We start from the raw sequence: 21,257 nt of genomic DNA on the forward strand, positions 1-21,257 counted from the left end.
TAAATCTTTCATGGTGATCAATAGATTTTAGAGCTTTTTAAAGATTTTAAATAACCCAATTTTATTTCCCAGTTTTGCCCATCTTGAATTTTTTACATGGTTTAATTGGTTGAGTACCTGTTCATATTTATTTTTCGGAACATAGCTTTGAAGAAAAAGATCTTCAACACTAATGTTTCTTCTTTCTGCCATTTTTATCAGCGCTACCCAATGCCAGAACAGTGCTTTCTCAGCATTTTTAGTCGTAGAAATACCACTATCATGGATTCTGTATAAGTATAGATCTTCATCAATATATTTTACAGGAGCTGTTTCGCACATTTTCATGTACCAGTCTTTATCTTCAGCAATTTTTAGAAACGGATCAATGCCGGAAGTCTTTTCGTATATCTTTTTCTTAAAAGTAGCAAAATGTGAAATCTCACCGTTAAAATTATAGTAAGAGTAATTCAGCTCAGTAATCTGTTTCCCTTTATGGACCGATTTAGGATTAAGATGCTCATCGCAAAATACAAAATTGGAATATACCATACCCACTTCGGGATATTCAGAATATGCCTTTAAAATAACTTCCAAAGCATGAGTCGTTAACCCATCATCAGGATCTAGAAAACCACATATTTCAGATTCAGCAAGTTCTATTAATCTTCTTTTTGTATAACCGATTCCCTTGTTTTGGTCATTCTGATTGATTTTAAACCGGGAATCATCACCTATGATTTTTTTTATGACTTCAAGAGAATCATCAGTAGAGCCATCATCCAAAATTACCGCTTCCCAGTCTGTTTCTGTCTGAGCAACTAAGCTTTGGTAGCATTTTAAAAAAAAATGACCATTATTATAGTTGGCGATAAGTACACTGAATTTACTCATTTCGACTGTGTTTGTTCAAGATTTTTTTTAATGCATTCAAATACCCAAAACCGTGTTTTCTATCTGGTTCCAGGATGTTCCCTTCTGCCCATTCGTTCCAGGATTTTATAATTAAAAACTGTTCCGGATAATCCTTTTTATCTTCAAGATATCCTATAGCCTTTTCTACTTGCTGTTCAAACAGTTCCGGGGAATTGTTAGCCAAAATGATTCCTCTGTAGCCGCTTCTTGGAGTATTATCCCAATTGGGCAGGATACATGGATAGGTAGGAATATTGCTTTCTTCAAACTTTAAGTCGTTTACTACTGCCTTAGCATCCTGAATGTTAACTTTAGGCTGTTCTTTTTTCTTAATTCCTATTAATCCTTTTATCCTGTTTTTATAATATTGAGAGTGAGAAATATATTCTTTCTTCGCAATATGAGGTATCCAGGCCTTTTGAAATGCATTGGAGATCTTACTGTCATATCCCATAGATTTAAAATCCAGGTCATCACGGAGCTTATTGGATGCCATGATGTATAGATCATCAAATCCGTTTTTCCTGGCGAGCTCTCTGAATTTTGTAATATAGTGGGGATCCCCGTCATTTAAATGATTCGGATCATAGATAATGAAAAGAGGCTTTTTGTCTACTTTGATATATCTTTCATCTTTGAAGAAAGGCAGAAGATATTCGAAATGGGCAATTAAGTCTTGTTCATTAGGATAGATTTGTTCAGCAAGTATTTTTTCTGATAACCCATGCCATATTCCTGACCATGTTTCGTTGGCCCAGCAGAAACAAAAAGGGAAATCCGGTTTTCCTGATTGTAATACATCATTTGCCACGCGTTCCAGCAATTGTTTGCCGTTGCCAAACCAGTAGTGATAATAGATAAATCCATGTACTCCATAGTCTTTTGCCATCTGAGCCTGCTGTTCTCTTACTTCAGGAACACGCAGGTCATAATACCCCAGATCTCCAGGATATATAGGTTGTTCGTGTCCTTCAAATAGAGGCTTGGCTTTTCCTACATTGGTCCATTCTGTAAATCCTTTTCCCCACCATTCGTCATTTTCAGGAACGGGGTGATATTGAGGGAGATAAAATGCTAGAGGTTTTATTTTTTTCATTTCAGTTTTCTAATGTTTTTATTAATCTGGCGGGAATTCCTGCAATAACTGAATTTTTAGGGAAACTCTTATTCACTACAGAGTTGGCTCCTATGATACAGTTCTCACCAATGGTAACTCCCGGAAGGATGCATACACCTTCGCCAATCCATACGTTATCCTCAATAATTACCGGCCCTTTGGAGTATAGTGGCCTCATTGCAGGGACATGTTCCAGATCTTCAATACTTACATTTCCGTGGGAATGATCAGAAATGTATATTCTGCTGGCCATAAGTACATTATTTCCTATAATAATCTTATTGATAGCACCAATGTGGATATCGGAATTACAAATGACGTCATCTCCAATTATGATCTCAGGAGTAAAACTCTCCCCCTGAAAATGATCCCATGCTTCCAACCTGAGATGAAACAGGGAACTGAAGTTTTTACCTATGGAGATATATTTAGGATTTTCTATACAATGTTCTTCCGGCAAATTAGAATTCGTTCCAAAGTTTTTAAAACTTTTCCTAGCCCACTCATTAATTTTATTTTGAGTATGGGTTTTATAAGCATTCGAATTCAGAACATCGAACAAAAAATTAACAATATATTTTTTTAAAAAATTCATATTTTCCCTGTTAATTGATAATACAATGTTTTTAAAAATAGTATTTTGTTTTCTTTAAAAACTTTTTTATAATATCTTAATTTATAATCCTGAAACATTCTAAATCTTTCACCACTCGTTAAAAATTTATTAATGGTATTTTCAAAGACAGGATTATATAAGTTTTCAGCTTCAATCATTAAGCTATTAAATGTTTGATAAGATTCAAGTACATCATACTTCTTTTCCAAAAATGACATTGGGTTTTCTCCATTAAATATTTTTTCTAAATTCTCAGAAAATTCTTTTTCAGTAATCATCAGATTATTATAAAGTGATTTTGGAGTATTTTTTTTGTATTCAATGGAAAATTCCTTTACTAATGTATCTAAATTGTCAAAGCTTTTAAATCTATCAGATTTGTAAAATAAATCTTTTATATCACTTACCAAGTTTTTGGGATGTACATAAGCAAAAACAGGTAATCCTGAAGCAACAGCAATTTGTGTCATTAAGGCACCTATATAGGGAAAAGTAGAAATATAATAATCTACGTTTTTCATAATTTCATATAAATCATAACGGTCGCCAATTAAGAATATTCTGTTGTTTAATTTATGATCATCAATAAATTTATTAATGGATGTACCATTACCACTCCCAGCAAATACAAAAATTAAATTATCATCTAATTGTAAAATCTTATGTATTGTTTCAAGAAATTCTAAATTATTTCCCAGAATTTTATAAAATGTACTCCCAGAAAATAGTATTTTTTTGTTTTTAGTATCAAAATCAAAACCTTGAAATGGAGTTTCCGACAAAATAGGATAATATGGTAATATTTTGTTTTTATGACTAGGAATCTTTCTTAATTGCTCAGATAAATTTTGTCCAAATGAACGAAATTCAATATTTATATCTGTAATGTCCACCCCAAGCCAAAATGCATGATCCGTTAAATTTATTTGGTATCTTATAATTCCTTGTATTTTATAGAAAGCGATATAAGCAATAGTATCCCAAGGAACTAAATGCATTAAAATATGTTTTGGTTTTTCTGCTAAAATAATATTAATGAGACTTTTACATAGTTCTATTCTGTCGTTTCCTTCCAAATAATAAATTTCTTTATTATTATAATGCTCAATTTCTGCTAGAATTGCTTCATTTTTATAATGCCTGTTTTTACTTTCAAAGACAAGAATGATTCGCTTATTAAGTCTTAATAATGCCCTTAGATATTGCTGGGTTAAGCCTCTGTTATCATAACCAAAGTAATCATAGAATAAAACAACATCTTCGTTAGGGACTATCTTTTCTGATTTAAAAAGAGAGTTAGAAATTTGTTTCAATGAGTTTTCTAATTCTTCATCATATAGGGTGTCATCAAACGCATAATTGTATTTTAGATGTGCTGATAACTCTATTAATCGTAAAGCGAAGTCATAATTTTTTTTGTTTATGGTTTGTTTTAAATTCTTTTTCAGAATTTTATCAATATGAATAAGCTTTTTATTTGAAATCATTTAATTCTGAGATTATTTTTTCTATATCTTCGTTTGTCATTACAGGGCTTATGGGTAGGCTTAAAACTTCTTCATGAATCTTTTCACTAATGGGAAATGAAAGATGGTTCCATTCTTTATAAGCTTCCTGTTGATGAGGTGGTATAGGATAGTGTATAATTGTTTGTATACCTTTATTGCTTAGGTAATCTTGAAGGGCTTGTCTTTTTTTACTTCTTATAACAAAGACGTGCCATACATGTTCTTTTTCATTTTCAGGGTATTCGGGAAGTATAATCTCAGGGTTTGTGATGCTATTTATAAAATGTTTAGCAATAGTTCTTCTGATTTTGTTTTCAGTATCAATGTATTTTAATTTTATATCTAATACTGCAGCCTGAATTTCATCGAGCCTGGAATTTAGGCCTTTGTAAATATTGACATATTTTTGATTAGAACCGTAATTTGCTAAAGTTCTGATGGCTTTAGCAAGATCATCATTATTGGTAGTAATGGCTCCTGCATCTCCTAATGCACCTAGATTCTTTCCTGGATAAAAACTGAAGCCTGCGGAATCTCCGAGATTACCTGATTTTAAACCTTGCCATTCAGCCCCAATTGCTTGAGCATTGTCTTCAATGATTTTTAAGTTATGTCTTTCTGCCGTTTTCTTCAGTTCTTCAGAGAAAACCACTCTTCCCTGTAAGTGTACGATAAGAATTCCTTTTGTTTTAGGGGTAATTTTTTCTTCTATTTTACTAATATCAATATTGTAAGTATTAATATCAGGTTCTACTAGTACTGGAATTAATTTGTTATCCGAAATTGCAAGAATTGAGGCAATATATGTATTTGATGGAACAATTATTTCATCTCCCGGGCTCATAAATCCTAGTTCAATATAAGCACGGAGTATTAAACGCAGTGCATCCAGTCCATTAGCAACTCCAATAGCGTGTTTAGAGCCTATATAATTTGACAGGTTTTTTTCAAAACTAGACAATTCAGTTCCCATGAGATACCATCCAGAACGAAAAACTTCCAAAATTTTAGTTTCAATTTCTTCTTGGTACTGTAAATTGATTTTTTGTAAATCAAGAAATTTAATCATAATTTAAAGTTTTATAGAGTAAAAATCTAATGTGATCCCTCTTGCTCCCATGTTTTCTTTTTGCTGGATCAATCCTTCGTTTAATATTTTTCCTTGGTTTTCTGTTGAAATTCCGAAACTATAATATTTTTTGTTTTGAAATTCACTTATAAGAAAATAGTTTATAAAATCTAATGCCCCTATTTTTCTTCCTTCTTGTGATGCTGCCATATATTGTGTGTGAACGACATTTCCAAAATCAAAAATAACAATCCCTGCTAAAAGAAAATTATCTTTTCTTGCTTCAAATAGTCTGATGTTTTCAGGAAATTTTTTATTTAATAATTTGATTTCTTCTTCAGTATGTACAGGTTTTGTATCAAATTTTTTAAGAACATCTGAAAGTAAAGTCCAATATTCCTTAAAATTTTTATTTTCACTTATAGTGACTTCATTTCCTTCACATTTTCTCACTAATTGTCTTTTTGTTTCAGAGAAACGAATAGGGGATGAAAGATCAATTACAGATGATATATCTCTTCGGAAAAGTTTAGCTTGGTTACGAAAAAGAGCATATAAGTCTTCTTCTGAAGGATATTTGTGAAAAATATGAGGAACGGCTTTATAAATTATTTCATTAAAAGAATATTCTTGATAATATTTTTTTATTTCCTCAAAAATATTCAAAACTTCACTAGCCTTTACATGATAGGAGAGAATCAATGATCCAAAGGTAAGACCTCCATGAGAAATAATTTCTTTTCCTGATTCATTGGCTGGAAATACTGCTACAACTTTATTGTTTTTTAAAATAAACAGAGAATGATCTTTGAAGCGATCAGAATGATAATCCATAAAGTCTCTGTCATAAAAGAAAAGTCCATTTTTACTTTCTTTTATAAACAGATTCCAGTCAGTATAATCTTTTTGCGTATATTTTTTTATTTCAAAATTCATGTTATAGCCTTAAGGACATGGTTATATAGGAGTCTGAATTATCAGATATTGAAAAACCTGCTTTTTCATAAGCTTTTACAGCTCTGGTATTTCCAGGAATAACATTTAAATATAAACTTTCTAAATTCAACTGGTCTTTGGCAACTTTAAAAATAAGTTTAAATAAATCAGCGCTTAAACCCTTTCCCCAATATTCTTTTTCCCCGATGTAAACAAAATACTCTGCGGTTTTATTGGTGAGATCAATTTTTTTTAAGCCAACTACACCAATGATTTTATGATTATGCTTGATACCTTTAACCCAATACGTTTTATTGTTTTCTAAACCTGCAAACCATTTTTGCTGATCTTCTTTTGAGAAATCAGGTGTATTGGTAAGATATTTTATTTCCGGGTCATTTAACCAATTCCATGATTTTTCTAGAATATTTTTTGTATAATCAACTAATTGGAGTTTATTAAAATTCAAAAAATCTTCATAATTTCGGATATAATCATTTTCGTTATAAGTATGAGATGCAAGGACCAAACAAATTGCTCCTGAAGAAAAATTAATTTCAGAAGCCCATATCCCAGGAGGAATATGTAATCCTAAATCAGGACGATTCAAAAATACCTGTCTTTTGAACTTGCCATCATCCAGAGAAACTTCAAAACTGCCACTTGCTGCAATCAGAAATTGATGACATTCTTTATGTGAATGAGCACCTCTGCTTTCTCCTCCTGCAATATCATAAAGGTAGAAAATTCTTTTAACATTGAATGGAAATGCGGCGTTATTTTCAACTACTGTAAGGTTGCCTTCATCAAAACTGATTTTACCTAAATCAATAACATTACAGTCAAATACAGAAATATTATTTTTCATCAGCCAGTATTTTAAATTCTTCAAAATCTCTTATATAATCATTTTCATTGTACTGTCTATCAGAGACAATGAGTGCTAATGAATTGGTAGAAAAATTTTCTAATCTTCGCCAAAACATTCTGGGAATATATAATCCGTAATAGGACCTGTTTAAAGAAAACCTTTGTTCTTCTTTTCCATCATGGATTACAATATCAAAACTTCCTGAAAGGGCAATAATAAATTCTTGCTGTTCTTTGAAAGCATGGCTTCCTCTTACTTCTCCTCCAGGGACATCATATATCCAATATGTTCTTTGTATCTCAAAAGGAAGTTGATTAGGATATTCAAAAAAGGATAAGTTCCCTCTTTTATCATATATTTTTGGGAGTTCTATTATTTGTGGGATCATGGTGTTTGTACTTTGTATTCAAAAAATGGTCTGGTAACTCCTGGGTAAATGTGCATCATTGTTCCCACTTTTACATTTTCTACTTCAAATCCAATAAATTCATCAATTCCGTATAAAAGTATTTTTTGATCCTTCCCGAAGTAAAGTTTAAAATAGTAGTTTCCAGCATTCAAAAGCCCTGCAGGAATATCAAATTCTACAGTATATTCGCCTATTTTTGAATTGTTATTTTCGGAAACACATTTTCCAACATGGAAAATCACCAATTCTTCATAATTTTTTAGTTCAAAAGTTGTGTCAAGAGTGATATCCGGACAGAAATTATGAAAAACAAGTTTTACATGAGCTCCAGAATCAATATCTAATAAATCTCCATTAATAGGAGTTACTGAAAATTCTTTTATTCTGATATTTTCGTTACCTATAGCTTCGTTCAGATTACCATTATATTGGTAAGAGCTTTCTCTTGCGCTGCTTTTTTGATATTCTATGATCGTATTGAGAATGTCGCCTTGATAGCCAATTTGTCCTTGATTCAAAAGAATTCCTTTTGTGCAAAGCTCTTTAATAGCTGTCATATTATGGCTGACAAAAAGTATGGTTCGGCCTTCTCCTCTCGTTACATCATTCATTTTACCAAGACACTTTTTCTGAAATTCTGCATCTCCTACTGCGAGTACTTCATCTACAATAAGAATTTCAGATTCTAAATGGGCGGCTACAGCAAAAGCAAGGCGAACGTACATCCCCGAAGAATATCTCTTCACAGGAGTGTCTATATATCTTTCAACACCTGAGAAATCTACAATTTCATCAAATTTTCTTTTGATTTCCTTGCGGGTCATACCTAAAATGGCTCCATTAAGAAAGACATTCTCTCTTCCTGTCATTTCAGGGTGGAATCCTGTTCCTACCTCAAGCAGAGATGCTATTCTTCCGTTTGTAAATATTCTTCCTGTTGTAGGTTTTGTAACTTTACTTAAAACCTTAAGCAGAGTTGATTTTCCAGCACCGTTTCTGCCGATAATTCCAACAGCGTCTCCTTGTTCGATTTCAAAATTAATATCACGAAGAGACCACACATAGTCGGATAATCCTTTTGTTGTTCTATCATTGGCTTCACCAATTTTCAGATAAGGATCTTCTTTTCCTCTTACTTTATGCCAAAACCTGTTAAGGTCATGAGATAGAGTCCCTGTCCCGACTTGTCCTAGACGATATTGTTTGGATATATTTTCTGCTTTTAAAGACAGCATATTCTTAAATGATTTAAATTAATAAAAAAGTTTACCAACAAAGGTTATACGGTATCCATAAAGGTTTTTTCAACCTTGTTGAAAACAACAATTCCTATCACTAAAAGGATAAGAATAATAACAGTACTCATTCCCAGCATGGTGGGAGAAAAGTCTCCAACGCCTATCCAAGCATATTTAAAACATTCAAAAATACCGGTTAAAGGATTATAATAAGCCAGGTTTTTAAAAAATCCCGGTAATGAGGAAACAGGATAAATAACCGGAGTTGCATACATATATAAACTTACACCAAAGCCCAGTAGCATTGCAAGATCTTTATACTTTGTAGTCAGTGAAGAAAAGATCATCCCAACTCCCAAGGCAAAAAGTGCCATTAAGAATATTAGGAAAGGAGTTGCAAGAATCCAGATATTAGGATGAACTTCTCCTTTACTATAATAATATGCCCAGGCAAGAATGAATAAAATAAGCTGTACTCCAAACCGCATCAGATTAGAGATAACAATGGATAACGGAGTAACCAGTCTTGGAAAATAGACTTTTCCGAAGATGCCGGCATTCCCGGTAAAAGTAGAGGAGGTGGCCAGTAATGAGGAAGAAAAGTAATTCCAAAGAGTAACACCAGCCAGATAAAAAAGGAGCGGTGGAGCTCCATCTGTAGGTAATTTGGCAATTCTTCCAAAAATAACCAGATAGACAATGGTCGTTAAAATGGGATTGATAAAAAACCAGATCGGCCCTAAAATAGTCTGCTTAAAGCTGGATACAAAATCTCTTTTTACAAACATATAAACAAGATCTTTGTATCTCCAGACTTCCTTTAGCTTCAAGTCAAATAACGAATGATCGGCATCAATCGTTTCTGTCCACTTTTGTTGTGGTTCATTCATCTGTGTAAGTTTTTGCAAATTTATAATAATTAATTATTACCGTGTATATTAGTTTATAAATTTTCATAGTCAATAAAACTAAAAATCAACAACTAATATATTGATATTTGTCGGTATGAACAAAAACTATTGGCCATAAAGCCAATAGTCTATGAATTTTATAAATTATATTTGTTATTTTCCGATAAGTTGTTTCAGGTATTCGCCGTATCCACTTTTGCCATATTTGGTAGCCGTTTCAAGCAGTTTTTCTTCACCAATGAATTTATTTCTGAAGGCAATTTCTTCTATACAGCCAATTTTAAACCCTTGTCTTTTTTCGATGACACTTACAAATTCTGAAGCGTCGTGAAGAGAATCAAAAGTTCCTGTATCCAGCCATGCCGTTCCTCTGTTCAGAACAGCTACCTCAAGCTTTCCATTGCTTAAATAAACATTGTTGATATCTGTGATTTCCAGCTCACCTCTTGCTGAAGGTTTAATATTTTTAGCGATTTCCACTACATTGTTATCGTAAAAATAAAGACCTGGAACGGCATAGTTTGACTTAGGGTTTAAAGGCTTTTCTTCAATAGAAACCGCTTTCAGGTTTTTGTCGAATTCCACTACACCATATCTTTCCGGATCTGCTACGTGGTAGGCAAAAACAACTCCTCCTTCAGGATTGGTTTTGTTTTTCAGTAAGGTTCCCATTTCAGAACCATAGAAGATATTATCTCCCAATACCAGCGCTGCAGGGTCGTTACCAATAAATTGCTCGCCCAGAATAAAAGCTTGTGCTAAACCGTCCGGGCTTGGCTGTACAACATATTCTATATTACAGCCGATTTGCGAACCGTCGCCTAAAAGTTTGATGAAACCTGCCTGGTCGTGTGGAGTTGTGATGATCAGAATATCTTTGATTCCTGCTAAAAGAAGTGTGGAAAGCGGATAGTAGATCATGGGTTTGTCGTAAACAGGCATCAGCTGCTTGCTTACGGCAATAGTTAGAGGGTAAAGTCTTGTTCCGGAGCCTCCGGCTAATATTATTCCTTTCATGTTTTGGTGCGTATTACGCTATTTCTTTTGTGTTATAAATCGATTTATTTTGCTATTGCTGGTGTGTTATAAAAGACTGAAATGAATGATGTCAGATTCTATACCTGTTCCTTTAATAGCTGGAGATTTAGCTGTATTGCTTGCTGTAGTAATCCTGATAATTTCCTGAAGTCACATTTTCAAGCCATTCTTTATTTTCAAGATACCAGTCGATGGTTTTTGCTAATCCTTCTTCAAAGGTAACTGAAGGTTTCCAGCCTAAATCTTTATTCAGTTTTGTTGCATCAATAGCGTAACGTTTGTCGTGACCCGGTCTGTCTTTTACAAAAGTGATCAGTTTTTCTGAATAGCCTTCCGGTCTTTCCAACTTGGCATCCATTTGTTTGATCAGTTCTTTGACAAGATCAATATTCTGCCACTCGTTGAATCCTCCGATATTGTAAGTCTCACCGGTTTTTGCTTCTTTAAATATCTGATGAATCGCCTTGGCATGGTCAATGACAAACAACCAGTCTCTGGTATATTTTCCATCACCGTAAATAGGAAGCGGTTTCTCGTTGATGATATTCGAAATACAAAGGGGAATGAGCTTTTCAGGGAAATGATTCGGGCCGTAGTTGTTGGAACAGTTCGAAACGATGAAAGGCATTCCATAAGTATTTCCGTAAGCTCTTACCAAATGGTCAGAAGCTGCTTTGGATGCTGAATACGGAGATTGAGGGTCGTAGGATGTCGTTTCTAAAAAGAATCCTGTTTCGCCTAAACTTCCATATACTTCGTCGGTAGAAATATGATAGAAAAGATTATTTCTTTTTTCATCCGGGAATCTGCCGTGGGTATGATCGGGATTTAACGTCCAGAACTCTTTACAAAGATTCAGAAGATTAGCGGTCCCGTTTACATTCGTGTTGATAAATGCCATTGGATCTGTAATACTTCTGTCTACATGACTTTCTGCTGCTAAATGTACAACCGCATCCGGATTGTATTTTTCGAAAACTCTTCTAAGTTCTTCCGGTTTTGTAATATCTGCTTTTTCGAAAACATAATTAGGTTCATTTTCAATGTCCTTTAAGTTTTCCAGATTTCCGGCGTATGTAAGAGCATCAAGGTTGATGATTGTAGTATCCGGATTGTTTTTTACAAATTCTCTTACAACATGGGAACCGATAAACCCGGCACCTCCTGTAATGATAATGTTTTTCATTGATTTATTTTGAGATGGTCTTTCTTCCTATACTTTTATAATAAAATCCGTTTTGCTCAGGGACTTCCAATGGATACATATTTCTGCCGTCAAAAATGACTTTGTTTTTCATTTTTTTAGCCATCAGTTCAAAATTAGGGTTTTTGAATTCAGGCCATTCTGTAGCAATAAATAGTGCGTCCACATCTTCCAGTGCATCATACATTCCTTTGGCGTATTGTATTTTGTTGCCAAGAAGTTTTTGAACATTGCTTTCTGCAACAGCATCATATGCTACAATTTCCGCGCCTTTCTCCAATAAAAGTGCAATATTGTCTAAAGATGAAGCTTCTCTGATGTCATCTGTATTTGCTTTAAAGGCAAGTCCCCACATGGCGATTTTCTTCCCTTCAATATTTCCTCCGAAGTATTTTTCAATTTCAGATACTAAAATAACTTTCTGGGTGGTATTTACATTTTCGGTAGCTTCCAGGATCTGGAAATTAAAATCTTCCTGTTTCCCGGATTTTATAAGTGCTTTTACGTCTTTAGGGAAGCAGCTTCCTCCATATCCGATTCCAGGGAATAAAAATCTGTGCCCGATTCTGTCATCACTACCCATTCCCAGTCTTACCTTATCCACATCTGCACCTACCTTTTCACAATAGTTGGCAATTTCATTCATGAAGGTAATTTTTACTGCTAAAAATGAATTCGCTGCATATTTGGTAAGTTCCGAAGACTTCTCATCCATAAAAATGATGGGAATTCCGGTATTGGTAAAAGGCTGATATATTTTAGACATAATATCTTTAGCTTTTTCTGAGCTTGCCCCTACAACGACTCTTGAGGGATTCATAGAGTCTTCAACAGCAAATCCTTCTCTCAGGAATTCGGGATTTGAAACTACATCAAAAGGAATGTCTGTTTTAGACGAAATTGTTTCTCTTACTCTGTCTGCAGTTCCTACGGGAACAGTACTTTTATTGACAATGACTTTGTATTCAGTCATCATCTCGCCAATATTATCGGCTACCTGAAGTACATAAGACAAATCTGCAGAACCGTCTTCTCCCGGAGGAGTAGGCAATGCCAGATATATAACTTCGCTTTTGTCTAAAGCTTCTTTAAGATTGGTAGTGAAAAATAATCTTTCGGACTGGATGTTTCTTAAAAACATTTCTTCAAGGTTCGGCTCATAGATGGGAACAATGCCGTTTTTCATACCTTCTACTTTTTTTTCATCAATATCAACACAGTATACTGAATTGCCAAGTTCTGCCAGAGTAGTTCCTGTAACCAAACCTACATAACCTGTTCCTACAATCGTTATATTCAAAATATCTGTTTTAAAATTCTAAAGACAAAAGTAATAAAAATCCTGTGACATACTCTTTTAATTTATTGTAAATGAATCTTACGCTATTTGCTTGATACTTAAGATAATTTTGCATTTTTAGAAAAAAAGCTTATATTTGCAATGGATTTACGGAAAAAATGGGAAGGCTTCGGAAGAAAGCCTTTTTTCGTACTGTAAATCAAGATAAAAATATATGGAGTTTAGAAAAAGAATTGAAGAATTATTAAATGAATTCCTTGAGACCAGAAAAGATCTGTTTCTTATTGATCTTAAAATTTCTGCAGGGGATGATATTACAGTGATTTTGGATGGTGATAACGGAGTTTCTTTGCAGGACTGCCTTGATGCAAGCCGTGCGATTGAATTTAATATGGATCGTGAAGAGCATGACTTCAGCCTTCAGGTGATGTCTGCAGGACTGAGCGAGCCATTATCCACACCAAGACAGTTCAGTAAAAACATTGGAAGAGAAATTGAGGTGATGCTGGAGGATTCTTCTAAAATTGAAGGAGAATTGTCAAAAGTAGACGATGAGAAGATCACACTTGTTCTACGTTACCGAAAGCCGAAAGATATCGGAAAAGGAAAAGTAGATGTGGAGGAGGAGAAAGAAATTTCTTATCCTGAGATCAAAAAAGCATTAGTAGTAATTAAATTTTAAAAAGAAAAAAGAATAGATGGATAATATAGCGTTGATTGAATCCTTTGGTGATTTTAAAGACGAAAAAGGGATCAGTAAGATTGATCTTATGGCAATTATTGAAGATTCACTGAAAACTCTTTTAAGAAAGAGATTTGATTCAGATGATCATTTTGATGTGATTGTAAACCCGGATAAAGGAGATTTTCAGATATTTTTGAATAAAACAATTGTAGAGGACGAAATGTCTGAAGATGATGATTTGGAGATAGAAATTTCTGAAGCAAAGAAGATTGACCCTACCTTCGAAGTAGGTGAGGACTTTACAATGGAAATTCCTGTTGCACAATTGGGAAGAAGAAATATTCTTACCCTTAAGCAAATCCTTGCTACAAAACTTCAGGAACACAATAATGCAATGCTGTACGAACAGTTTAGAGATAAAATTGGTGAAATCGTTGTAGGGGAAATCCACCACATCCGTCATAAGCACGTGATTTTGCTGGATGATGAAGGAAATGAATTTATTTTACCAAAAGAAAACCAGATCCCATCCGATTTCTTTAAAAAGGGTGAGAATATCAGAGCTATTGTTGAGACAGTAGATTTTAAAGGTTCTAAACCACAGATTATTATTTCCAGAACTGCACCTAAATTCCTTGAGAAGTTATTAGAGCTGGAAATTCCTGAAATCCAGGACGGAACAATTATCCTTAAAAAGGTAGTGAGAATTCCTGGTGAAAAGGCGAAGATTGCAGTAGATGCTTATGATGACAGAATTGATCCGGTAGGAGCTTGTGTTGGAGTGAAAGGATCCAGAATTCATGGCGTTGTGAGAGAGTTGAGAAATGAAAACATCGATGTTATTCAGTGGTCTAAAAACCCTGAGATTTTGGTGAAGAGAGCATTAGGAAACGTTACTATTAACAAAATTGAAATCAATGAAGAGACCAATTATGCATTGGTATATACTCCAGTTGAGGAAATTTCTAAAGTGATCGGAAAACAAGGTCAGAATATCAGACTGGCTTCTTGGTTGACAGGATATGAGATTGATGTATACAGAGAGTCCAGCGAGGATGATGATGTTGAATTGAAAGAATTTAACGATGATATCGAGCAATGGATTTTGGATGAGTTTAAGAAAGTAGGACTTACGACTGCAAAATCAGTATTGGATAAAGAAACTGAAAGTCTTTTAAATATGGTAGACCTTGAAGAAGAAACCATCGAAGAGGTTAAACGTATTCTGAGAGAAGAATTTGAAGATTAAGATTTTAAATAAATTTTAATAAACAGTAAAAAAGAAATACTTTAATTTTAAAAATTAAAAACAGTAAATAATATAAATGCCAAAAATTAGATTAAATAAAGCGGTTAAGGAATTCAACATTTCGATGTCCAGATTAGTAGAGTTTTTACAGTCAAGGGGTTTCGAGGTTGAAAGCAATCCTAACGCTCAATTGGAAGAAGCGGCATATTCTGCATTGGAGGCTGAGTTTGCTAAAGACGGCGAACAAAGAAAGGCTTCCCATGAGGTGGTGATCACAAAAGTTCCGGAAGAAAAACTGGAAATTGAAGAAAAGAAAACCCCTGAAGTGATAAGAGCTAAAGCAAATAAACCAGAAACTAGAATTTTAGGTAAAATAGATTTGGAACCTAAGAAGCCTGAAGCTGAAGAGATTCCTGCAGCTCCTGCAGTTCCTGTGGCTCCTGTTGCGACACCGGTTGAAGAAAAGAAAGAAGAAATCGTGAAAGAAGAACAACCGGAAGTTAAAGCAGCGCCTGAAAAACAGGAATTTAAAGTTTTGGATAAAATTGATTTGTCTCAAATAGAATCTAGAAACAGACCTGTGAAAAAAGACAAACCAAAAATGGAGGAGAAAAAAGAAGAAGTTAAACCTGTGGAAACAGTAAAGGAAACTCCAAAACCAGCGGTTGTAGAGGAGAAAAAAGTAGAAACTCCAAAAGTTGAAGCTGAACCTGAATCTCAGGAACCACAAAAAATTGAGACAGTATATCAGAAACTTGACGGTCCTAAGATCGTTGGGGAAAAGATTGACTTAACTCAGTTTGCACCAAAACCAGGTGCTGGAGCAAAAAAGAAAAGAAAGAGAATTGAAAAACCTGGAGGCCAGAATAACCAACAAGGTCAGGGGAATAATCAAAACTCAGGAAATAACAACAACCAAGGTGGACAAGGCCAAGGAAACCGTCAGCATAATAATAACGGTGGACAGGGACAAGGTGGAAACCGCCAGGGTGGTCAGGGAGGTCAGGGAAATCGTCCTCAAGGTCAAGGTGGCCAAGGTGGAAACCGTTTTGGAAATAACCAGGGTGGTGGAAATCGTCAAGGTCAAGGTGGTGGCTTCAAAAAAGGAGGTCAGAACAACAGACCTGGACAAAGAGTTATGCCAGTTGAGCTAACTGATGAGCAAGTTAAAAACCAGATCAAAGAAACATTAGAAAAACTTACTAATAAAGGAGGGAAATCTAAATCTGCAAAACACAGAAAAGACAAGAGAACTTTCCGTAGAGAGCAGGATGAGCGTCAGCAGGAGCTTGAAGCACAAGACAGAACTCTTAAAGTAACAGAATTCATCACAGTAGGTGAATTGGCAAGTTTGATGAATGTTTCCCCAACTGAAGTAATTTCTGCTTGTTTCTCATTAGGTGTAATGGTTACCATGAACCAAAGACTTGAAGCCGATACCTTATTATTAGTAGCAGATGAATTCGGTTATAAAATTGAATTCTCAGATGCTGATCTTGAAGATACGGATGCAGAAGATGAAGTAGATACCGAGGAAAGCCTATTACAAAGAGCTCCTGTAGTTACTGTAATGGGACACGTTGACCATGGTAAGACTTCATTGTTGGACTACATCAGAAAAACAAACGTAATTGCCGGTGAATCCGGAGGAATTACTCAGCACATTGGTGCTTATAACGTGAAACTGGAGAACGGTCAGAGAATTACTTTCTTAGATACACCAGGTCACGAAGCCTTTACTGCAATGAGAGCGAGAGGTGCACAGATTACGGATATTGCAATTATCGTAATTGCGGCCGATGATGATGTAATGCCACAAACAAAAGAAGCAATTGCTCACGCACAGGCTGCAGGAGTACCAATGATTATTGCTATCAACAAAGTAGATAAGCCGAATGCAAACCCGGACAACATCCGTCAGCAGTTATCAGGATTAAATCCACCGGTTTTAGTAGAAGAATGGGGTGGAAATGTTCAGGCACAGGAGATCTCGGCTAAATTCGGTAATAACGTAGATGTATTGTTGGAAAAAGTTTTATTACAGGCTGAAATGCTTGAGTTGAAAGCGAATCCTGACCGTGCAGCAAACGGAGTTGTTATTGAAGCATCTTTAGATAAAGGTAGAGGTTATGTAGCAACAATGTTGGTACAGACCGGAACTTTAAGAGTAGGTGATTATGTAGTAGCAGGTAAAAATCACGGGAAAGTAAAAGCTTTGCTTGATGAAAGAGGAAAAAATCTAAAAGAAGCTGGGCCATCAATTCCTGCAACAATCTTAGGTTTGGATGGAGCGCCTACTGCAGGTGATAAATTCCGTGTGTATGCTGATGAAAGTGAAGGTAAAGCAATTGCCAATAAGAGAGAGCAGCTGCAGAGAGAATTATCAATCAGAACCAAGAAGCATACAACCCTTGAAGAATTGGGTAGACGTATTGCTTTAGGAGAATTCAAAGAATTGAACATTATCCTTAAAGGAGACGTGGATGGTTCTGTAGAAGCTCTTTCTGATCAGTTACAAAGATTATCAACAGAAGAAATCAGTGTTAAAATTCTTCACTCAGGTGTTGGACAGATTACAGAATCTGATATCAACTTAGCCGCAGCATCCGATGCTATTATCATTGGATTTAACGTGAGAGCAGGTGCTAATGCTAAAGAACTTGCAGATCGTGAGGAAATTGAAATCAGAACGTATTCTGTAATCTATAAAGCAATTGATGAGGTAAAAGAAGCGATGGAGGGAATGCTTTCTCCGGAAATTCAAGAGCAGGTGATTGGTAATGTTGAAATCCGTGAGGTTTTCAAGATTTCTAAAGTAGGAACAATTGCAGGTTGTATGGTTCTTACCGGAAAAGTAACGAGACAGTCTAAAGTACGTTTATTAAGAGACGGTATTGTTAAATTCGATGGAGAACTTGAAAGTTTGAAACGTTTCAAAGATGATGTTAAAGAAGTAACGAAAGGTTACGAATGTGGTCTGAATCTGAAAGGTTATAATGACATCGAAATCGGAGATATCCTTGAAGTATACGAAGAAGTAGCGGTCAAGAAAAAACTAAAATAAATATATCCTAAATATGTGAAAACCACTTTTTTATAAAGTGGTTTTTTTATTTTTCAAACTCGTTTAATTTGTAATCATTCTAAATAATTTTTTTTGAATTATTAATAATTTGTTAAAATGAATAAGGTCTGTAAAAAAATTATTTTTTATTGAATAAAAACTGTCTATTATTATTGAATCTTATTTGTTTTGTGTAAATTTTAAATGAAACAGTAAAAAAAATAGTCGTTTAAACGTTAGTTTAATTTGTGGATGTTAATATTTATTAACATATTTGCCCATTAAATATATTAAAATTTGTTAATATGAATGTTAAACTACGTGTATTAAGCGCCGGAGCTCTGTTTTTCCTAGGACAAGTAGCTTATGCGCAAAAAGCAAAGAAGGATACAGCTAGAGCTACTGAGATTGATGAGGTAGTAATGGTCGGGTTCGGACAGAAAAAATCTGTTAAAGAAGTTACTGGTTCTGTGAGTACAGTTAAAGGTGACAAACTTAATGATCTGCCAGTTTCATCTCCTGATAAGGCCCTAATGGGTAGAGTTACCGGGGTACAGACTGGAGCTGCTTCAGGACAGCCAGGGGGAATTGTAAACATCCGTGTTAGAGGTAATACTTCTGTTAATGGAAATAATAGCCCGATCTTTATTGTTGATGGAGTAAGAATTGCTTCAGGAGATCTTACAAGCTTAAACACAACGTCAAATATCTTGGCGAATTTAAGTTCTGATGATATTGAATCAATGACTGTACTTAAGGATGCAGTTTCAACGTCATTATATGGAGCAGATGCTGGTGCCGGGGTAATCATTATTACTACAAAGTCTGGTAAATCTGGTAAACCAAGATTTCAGTTCTCAAGTAATTATGGGGTAAATAAAACAGCTTTTAAATTACCAAATTCATTGACAAAAGATCAATGGCATGGCTTAGCAGCTCAAACAATGGCCAATACACCATCCGTATTTGGTTATGGATCTTATCAGGAAGCTTATGATGCCTTATTTGATCCAGACCAGGATCCACTAGGATATGCAGCTTATGGTAATGTAAATACTAATTGGCAAAAGGAATTAACTAGAAATAGTGCTAACCAAAGTGAAACAAACTTCTCAGTTAGCGGAGGAAGTGATAAATTCAAATATTACTCTTCTATCGGTATGTTCAACCAGGAGAGTATCTATAAAGGGAGTGATTTCAAAAGAGTGAATGCTTCCACTAAAATTGAATATAAAGCAACTGATAGATTAACAATTAATACAGATTTCCAGTTTTCAAACAGTAAAATGCGTACTTTGAACAATGGTGGAGATTTTGCTAACCCATTGATCGCACAGTACTTTAACCTTCCTGTTGATCCGGTAAGAAACCCTGATGGTAGCTGGTATTATGGAGTTAATAACTCATTGCCTTCTGGAAACTTTAACGTAGCAGCACTACAGGATATTAACTCTAGAAAAGCAAACACAAGCAGAGTATTTGCCAACTTGGGAGTAAATTATAAAATTCTTGATGGGCTAGTTTATAGAATGAATTTCGCACCTGAATATATCAACGTAGAAGAAGATGTTTACTTATCTCCTCTTCATGGTGATGGATACTCAGCGAAAGGTGATTTGACATCCAATGCAAGAAGATTTTTTAACTTCAACATACAGAATATCTTAGAATATTCTTTCAGAATTGGAGATAAAAATAAATTCGTTGCAAGAGCAATTCAGGAAGCTTATAAGTCTGATATGAGAGCTGTTAATGCTGAAGGACAAGTTGTTGCTCTTTCTTCTCTTCAGACTTTAGATAGTTTTGTTAAGCCTGTTGCAGCTGGTGGAACAAAAACGATTACTTCAAGATCTGGTTATGCAGGACAGGTAAACTATAACTATGACAATATTGTTAACTTAGATTTATCTTACAGAAGAGATGCAATGTCAAACTTCTTCCCAGGTCAAAAAGGAGGTAACTTCTATTCTGCGGGAGCGAGTGTTGACTTAGCAAGAATCTTTATCCCTGATAATGATTATTTAACATTGTTGAAACTTAGATCTTCTTATGGTAAATTAGGAAATCAGATTTCAGCGTCTCCTTATGCTACATACAGCTACGGTATCAATTATAATAACAATGCTGGTGCAAGTTATGGAGGTTTTTATAATCCAGGACTTAAGTGGGAAACTGTTAAACCTTTCAACGTAGGATTTGATATAGGACTATTAAAAGATCGTATATCGTTAACAGCTGAATACTATAACAAACAAACTGAAGATCTGATCTTTACTGTTCCATTATCTCTTGCTCAAGGTATTTCAGGTTACACAGATAATATCGGTACATTGGTTAACAAAGGATTTGAATTCAGTATCAATGCAGATATCCTAAAACCTGAAAATCCAAAAGGTTTTGCTCTTAGCATGGATGCTAACTTATCAACGCTTAATAATGAGTTGACTAAAATCTATGGAGGAAAAGATATCATTTCCGGAGCTACAATCTTAAGAGAAGGAGAATCTATCAACAGCTGGTACATGAGAAAATGGGCTGGTGTAGATCCTAATAATGGAGATCCATTATGGTACCTAAATGGAGTTGATGGTGAAACAACCAACGACTACAACAAAGCTCAAAGAGCTATTCAAGGTAATCGTTTAGCGAAATACTTTGGAGGTGTTGGTATTAAAATGTCTTATCAGAACTTCACAGTATCTGCACAAGGAACATATAGCTTTGGAGGTAAAGTATATGATGACTGGGCAATCTATACAATGAGTGATGGTCAGTACAGTTTATTCTATCCTGGATATGAGGATCAGCTAGATTATTGGACTCCAAACAATACTAATGCATTGAACCCAAAACCAATTTATGGTGGAAATAAACTTGCAAACAGAACGTCTACAAGATTCTTATATAAAGCAGATTATTTGAGATTAGCTAACTTAAAAATAGCTTATACTTTTGATTCTAGCTTCTTAAAAGGTTCAAACCTTAATAAAGTAACAGTTTACGTTATGGGTAACAACCTTTGGACACATGCTTATGATAAAAATTTAAGATATGATCCGGATATTGCACTTGCAGGAACAACAAACCTGAACTTGCCTCCTTTGAAATCTTATTTAGTTGGATTTAATGTTGAATTTTAAAAATTGAA

17 protein-coding genes are annotated in these 21,257 nt (G+C 34.6%); 4 read left to right on the forward strand and 13 right to left on the reverse strand.

Annotation, left to right across the window (positions count from 1 at the left end; all coding sequences use genetic code 11):
- Positions 1–27 precede the first annotated feature (27 nt).
- The 13 genes from PZ898_RS16830 to PZ898_RS16895 form a co-directional block, all read right to left on the reverse strand.
- Entirely contained in the window at positions 28–873 is an 846-nt protein-coding gene (locus tag PZ898_RS16830) for a glycosyltransferase (protein ID WP_277693809.1), read from the reverse strand.
- The gene (locus PZ898_RS16835; RefSeq protein ID WP_123278561.1) at positions 866–1,990 is read right to left on the reverse strand and encodes a glycoside hydrolase family 99-like domain-containing protein; all 1,125 of its coding nucleotides are present in this window, start codon (positions 1,988–1,990) and stop codon (positions 866–868) included. The genes PZ898_RS16830 and PZ898_RS16835 overlap by 8 nt, the downstream gene beginning before the upstream one ends.
- A gap of 1 nt (position 1,991) precedes the next feature.
- Complete coding sequence (locus PZ898_RS16840; protein ID WP_277693810.1) at positions 1,992–2,606, reverse strand: DapH/DapD/GlmU-related protein; 615 nt, start codon at positions 2,604–2,606, stop codon at positions 1,992–1,994.
- Entirely contained in the window at positions 2,603–4,114 is a 1,512-nt protein-coding gene (locus tag PZ898_RS16845; protein WP_277693811.1) for a hypothetical protein, read from the reverse strand. The genes PZ898_RS16840 and PZ898_RS16845 overlap by 4 nt, the downstream gene beginning before the upstream one ends.
- A complete protein-coding gene (locus PZ898_RS16850; RefSeq protein WP_062673435.1) occupies positions 4,101–5,204 on the reverse strand; it encodes a DegT/DnrJ/EryC1/StrS family aminotransferase in 1,104 nt (367 codons plus the stop codon). The genes PZ898_RS16845 and PZ898_RS16850 overlap by 14 nt, the downstream gene beginning before the upstream one ends.
- Before the next feature lie 3 nt (positions 5,205–5,207).
- Positions 5,208–6,140, reverse strand: coding sequence for a hypothetical protein (locus PZ898_RS16855; RefSeq protein ID WP_062673437.1), 933 nt, complete (start codon positions 6,138–6,140; stop codon positions 5,208–5,210).
- A 1-nt stretch (position 6,141) separates the two neighbouring features.
- Positions 6,142–7,008, reverse strand: coding sequence for a GNAT family N-acetyltransferase (locus PZ898_RS24350; RefSeq protein WP_347176645.1), 867 nt, complete (start codon positions 7,006–7,008; stop codon positions 6,142–6,144).
- The gene (locus PZ898_RS16870) at positions 6,998–7,399 is read right to left on the reverse strand and encodes an FdtA/QdtA family cupin domain-containing protein (RefSeq protein ID WP_062673439.1); all 402 of its coding nucleotides are present in this window, start codon (positions 7,397–7,399) and stop codon (positions 6,998–7,000) included. Before PZ898_RS16870 ends, PZ898_RS24350 begins: the two co-directional genes overlap by 11 nt.
- A complete protein-coding gene (locus PZ898_RS16875; RefSeq protein ID WP_062673440.1) occupies positions 7,396–8,655 on the reverse strand; it encodes a polysaccharide ABC transporter ATP-binding protein in 1,260 nt (419 codons plus the stop codon). The genes PZ898_RS16870 and PZ898_RS16875 overlap by 4 nt, the downstream gene beginning before the upstream one ends.
- A gap of 44 nt (positions 8,656–8,699) precedes the next feature.
- Complete coding sequence (locus PZ898_RS16880; protein WP_277693812.1) at positions 8,700–9,548, reverse strand: ABC transporter permease; 849 nt, start codon at positions 9,546–9,548, stop codon at positions 8,700–8,702.
- Positions 9,549–9,722: 174 nt separating this feature from the next.
- On the reverse strand, positions 9,723–10,586 hold the full coding sequence (gene rfbA, locus PZ898_RS16885; RefSeq protein ID WP_062673445.1) for a glucose-1-phosphate thymidylyltransferase RfbA: 864 nt from the start codon (positions 10,584–10,586) through the stop codon (positions 9,723–9,725).
- A 127-nt stretch (positions 10,587–10,713) separates the two neighbouring features.
- Complete coding sequence (gene rfbB, locus PZ898_RS16890) at positions 10,714–11,793, reverse strand: dTDP-glucose 4,6-dehydratase (protein ID WP_123278556.1); 1,080 nt, start codon at positions 11,791–11,793, stop codon at positions 10,714–10,716.
- A gap of 4 nt (positions 11,794–11,797) precedes the next feature.
- Complete coding sequence (locus tag PZ898_RS16895) at positions 11,798–13,111, reverse strand: UDP-glucose/GDP-mannose dehydrogenase family protein (RefSeq protein ID WP_062673448.1); 1,314 nt, start codon at positions 13,109–13,111, stop codon at positions 11,798–11,800.
- 214 nt (positions 13,112–13,325) lie between these two features.
- Between PZ898_RS16895 and rimP the strand changes: the two genes are divergently transcribed.
- The 4 genes from rimP to PZ898_RS16915 all read left to right on the forward strand — a co-directional run bounded on the left by rimP (position 13,326) and on the right by PZ898_RS16915 (position 21,249).
- Positions 13,326–13,793: a ribosome assembly cofactor RimP gene (gene rimP / locus PZ898_RS16900; RefSeq protein ID WP_034691441.1), complete on the forward strand. Its 468-nt coding sequence runs from the start codon at positions 13,326–13,328 to the stop codon at positions 13,791–13,793.
- Positions 13,794–13,809: 16 nt separating this feature from the next.
- The gene (nusA, locus tag PZ898_RS16905) at positions 13,810–15,045 is read left to right on the forward strand and encodes a transcription termination factor NusA (RefSeq protein WP_002982960.1); all 1,236 of its coding nucleotides are present in this window, start codon (positions 13,810–13,812) and stop codon (positions 15,043–15,045) included.
- 76 nt (positions 15,046–15,121) lie between these two features.
- Positions 15,122–18,109: a translation initiation factor IF-2 gene (gene infB, locus PZ898_RS16910; RefSeq protein ID WP_062673450.1), complete on the forward strand. Its 2,988-nt coding sequence runs from the start codon at positions 15,122–15,124 to the stop codon at positions 18,107–18,109.
- A 305-nt stretch (positions 18,110–18,414) separates the two neighbouring features.
- A complete protein-coding gene (locus PZ898_RS16915; protein ID WP_062673452.1) occupies positions 18,415–21,249 on the forward strand; it encodes a SusC/RagA family TonB-linked outer membrane protein in 2,835 nt (944 codons plus the stop codon).
- Positions 21,250–21,257: the final 8 nt, after the last annotated feature.

This window comes from Chryseobacterium sp. WX (genome assembly GCF_029542485.1).
Taxonomy (GTDB): domain Bacteria; phylum Bacteroidota; class Bacteroidia; order Flavobacteriales; family Weeksellaceae; genus Chryseobacterium; species Chryseobacterium cucumeris.